Origin of the sequence: Asticcacaulis solisilvae, assembly GCF_017875235.1 — a bacterium.
GTDB classification, from domain to species: domain Bacteria; phylum Pseudomonadota; class Alphaproteobacteria; order Caulobacterales; family Caulobacteraceae; genus Asticcacaulis; species Asticcacaulis solisilvae_A.
Genome location: NZ_JAGGMI010000030.1, coordinates 1 through 1,538, shown reverse-complemented (window position 1 = coordinate 1,538; position 1,538 = coordinate 1). Strand labels below are relative to the sequence as shown.

1 protein-coding gene is annotated in these 1,538 nt (G+C 60.9%); it reads left to right on the top strand.

Going from position 1 to position 1,538, the window contains the following annotated elements:
• The coding region (locus J2X24_RS22430) for a glycoside hydrolase family 2 TIM barrel-domain containing protein (protein ID WP_281064988.1) at window positions 1-1,538 on the top strand (1,538 nt) is incomplete at both ends.

Here is a 1,538-nt window from a genome sequence, read left to right as displayed (position 1 = left end):
TACATCTGGGTCAATGGCGAGAAGGTTGGCTATTCCGAGGACTCCAAGCTTTCGTCGGAGTTCAACGTCACGAAGTTCCTCAAACCCGGCCAGAACAGCATCAGCATCGAGGTCTACCGCTATGCCGACGGCTCATACCTCGAAGACCAGGACTTCTGGCGTTTGTCGGGGATCGAGCGCAGCGTCTATCTCTATGCCGAGCCCAAGGCGCGCCTGCGCGACTTCACGGTGCGGGCCCTGCTCGACAAGACGGCCTACAGGGACGGCCTGTTCTCGCTCGAGACCGAATTTGCCGGAGCGCCGGCCAAAGGCAGCGTCACCGCCACCCTCTATGACGGTGACGCTGTGGTCCTGACGACGACCGGCGCCATCAAGGGCGGCACGTCGGCAGCGCTGAAAGGCACGATCAAGGACGTCAAGGCGTGGTCGGCGGAGACGCCCAACCTCTATCGCCTGGTCATCGAATACAAGGACGCCAAGGGCAATCTGGTCTCCGCCACGTCGAAAAAAGTAGGCTTCCGCACGGTCGAGATCCGCAATGGCGAGGTCGAGGTCAATGGCAAACGCATCCTGATCAAGGGCGTCAACCGCCATGAGCACGATCCGGACACCTATCGCGTCGTCTCCGAAGACCTGATGCGCAAGGACATCGAGATGATGAAGCAGGCCAACGTCAATGCTTTGCGCACCTCGCACTATCCGAACGCGCCATACATGTATGACCTGGCCGATGAATACGGCCTCTACGTCATGGACGAGGCCAATATCGAGAGCCATGAATATATGGACACCTCGGACAAGCTGGCGGCGCAGAAGAACGACCCCTCGATCCGCGAACAGATGCAGCTGGGCTATAAGCCGCACTGGGCGAAGGCGCACCTTGACCGCGTCTCGCGCATGGTCGAACGCGACAAGAACCATCCGTCGATCATCTTCTGGTCACTGGGCAATGAGGCGGGGACGGGGCCGAACTTCGAGGCCGCCGCCAAGTGGATACGCCAGAACGATCCGACGCGCCTGATCAGCTATCTGGGCCACGGGACGCTGATCGAAAAGCACGCGCCCAACGCTTATGTCGACATCTATGCGCCGATGTATGACGACATCGAGAAGATGGTCGACTGGGCCGAGGACCCGACGCGCACCCAGCCGATGATCCAGACCGAATATGCCCACGCCATGGGCAATTCCTTAGGCAATCTCGAGGACTACTGGCAGGTCATCCGCGCCCACAGGAAGCTGCAGGGCGGCTTTGTCTGGGACTTCATCGACCAGACGGTGCATGCAAAGGACGCGAAGGGCCGGCCCTACTGGGCATCGGGCTTCGATCTCAATCCGGCGCGTGGCGACAACAGCGTCATCGGCGACGGCGTGCTGAGCGCCGACCGCGTGCCCGATCCGGAATATTACGAGCTGCGCCAGGTCTATTCGCCGGTGGCCTTCGAGCGCGATGCCGCCTCCGGCACGTTCAGGGTCGTCAACCGTAACAGCTTCACCGACCTGTCGGGTTATGATCTGCACTGGACCGTGCTGAGGGA